This window comes from Streptomyces sp. NPDC002690 (assembly GCF_053592415.1).
In genome coordinates, this window is the sequence record NZ_JBSFVR010000703.1 from 1 (window position 1) to 1,571 (window position 1,571).

Genomic DNA, 1,571 nt, shown 5'->3' on the forward strand with positions numbered 1-1,571 from the left:
CCCTGGATCGGGCCGAGACGGTATTGAGTGGCCTCGGGGGTGGGTCGTAGTGCGAAAATGCGGCCGGGTGGGCCGGGACCCGTCCCGGCCACGGCGCGGGCGGTGCGAGCCAGTAGAGTCTGCCCGCATCTGCGGGCGCGGCGCCCGCCGGAGGCCAGGGAGCCAAGCGTGCTGATCCCACACGACACCCGCATCGCCCTCGACACGGTGGTCGATCTGGTGAACACCGCCCCGGAAAGCGGGGCGCCCGGCGGCGGGCCCTCGGACAAGATCGCCGGAACCGCGGAGCTGTACGCCTTCGCGGCACGCCATCGCGTCAGCGGAGTCGACCGGCTCAGCGAGAAGGACCTGCGGGCGGTGTGGGACGTACGTGCCAAGTTCGCGGCGGTCTTCGCGGCCGCCGACGCCCGAAGCGCTGCCGATCTCGTCAACCAGCTGGTCGCCGCCGCGGGCACCACTCCGCAGCTGACCGACCACGACGGGTACGACTGGCACATCCACTACTTCGCGCCGGGTGCCTCGATCGCCGACCACCTGGCGGCCGACTGCGGTATGGCGCTGGCGTTCATCGTGGTCACGGGTGAGCAGGAGCGGCTGCGGCGCTGCGAGGCCCCGGACTGCGGCCGGGCGTTCGTCGACCTCTCGCGCAACCGCTCCCGCCGCTACTGTTCCAGCCGCACCTGCGGCAACCGCCTCCATGTCGCCGCGTACCGGGCCCGGCGCAAGGAAGCGGCCGGCTGAGCGGGGCCGCGGGCGAGGCCCGCCCCCGGGCTCACGGCCCGGCGGGCGCGGCCCGCCCCGGTTCACGGGGTGTCCCCGGCTCACGGGGCGTCGCCGGTCTCCGGGGCGTACCCGGACCACGGGGCGTCGCCGGCTCACAGCAGGAAGAGATCGTGCAGTGCGGCCATGAGGATCAGGCCGCCGACCACCGTGAGGAAGATCATCAGCGGCGGCTGGGAGAGAGCGAAGAGGCAGCCACGCGGCTCTTCGGCGGTCTGTGCGGGGGCTTCGCCCCGGGATGTGTCCAACATTTCGTAGCGATCATGACTCAGCCGGGGCCGCCGCGTTGATCAACCCAGCTTTTGGGGCCGGGAGTTCACCTCGAAGAAGCGCCAAAATCGCTTGGGTGTACGACTCTCCCCCTGGTGTCCGACAGGCAGCGGTACGGGCGGCGGCGTCCGGGCCGGGCCGGGATCAGCGGTGGGCGGCGCTGGAGGCGCGGACGACGAGTTCGGGCTGGAGGACCACGTTGCGGTGCTCGTGGGTGCCGGAGTCGTCGTCCGCTTCCTCCAGCAGCAGCTCCGCCGCGAGCTGTCCCATCCGGACCGCGGGCTGCCGGACGGAGGTGAGCGGGACGGCGGCGGCCGCGGCGAACTCGATGTCGTCGTACCCGACGATGGCGACGTCTCCGGGCACGCTCACCCCGGCCGCGTAGAGCGCCTGCAGAACGCCGAGGGCGAGCAGGTCGTTGGCGCAGAAGACGGCGGTGGGGCGGGGCACCAGCCCGAGCAGCCGGGTCGGCCGAGGCGCACTCCAACGAGCCTTTCAGCGGCCTCGCTTGCCCGACGTCG

Annotated in this window: 2 protein-coding genes and 1 pseudogene; 1 reads left to right on the forward strand and 2 read right to left on the reverse strand. The window is 72.8% G+C overall.

The window, feature by feature from the left end; translation table 11 throughout:
- Positions 1 to 168 precede the first annotated feature (168 nt).
- Positions 169 to 741, forward strand: coding sequence for a CGNR zinc finger domain-containing protein (locus tag ACWD3D_RS36845; RefSeq protein WP_451464992.1), 573 nt, complete (start codon positions 169 to 171; stop codon positions 739 to 741).
- A gap of 134 nt (positions 742 to 875) precedes the next feature.
- Here ACWD3D_RS36845 and ACWD3D_RS36850 read toward each other — a convergent pair whose 3' ends face one another.
- Positions 876 to 1,031, reverse strand: coding sequence for a hypothetical protein (locus ACWD3D_RS36850; protein ID WP_266702407.1), 156 nt, complete (start codon positions 1,029 to 1,031; stop codon positions 876 to 878).
- Between the two features lie 163 nt (positions 1,032 to 1,194).
- Positions 1,195 to 1,515 (reverse strand): annotated as a pseudogene (locus ACWD3D_RS36855) (substrate-binding domain-containing protein); the annotation flags it as partial.
- Between the last annotated feature and the right edge of the window lie 56 nt (positions 1,516 to 1,571).

What these genes read in the sequence shown, in the direction of transcription:
- ACWD3D_RS36850 (WP_266702407.1), bottom strand. Translation starts at nt 1,031, where the DNA reads ATGTTGGACACATCCCGGGGCGAAGCCCCCGCACAGACCGCCGAAGAG.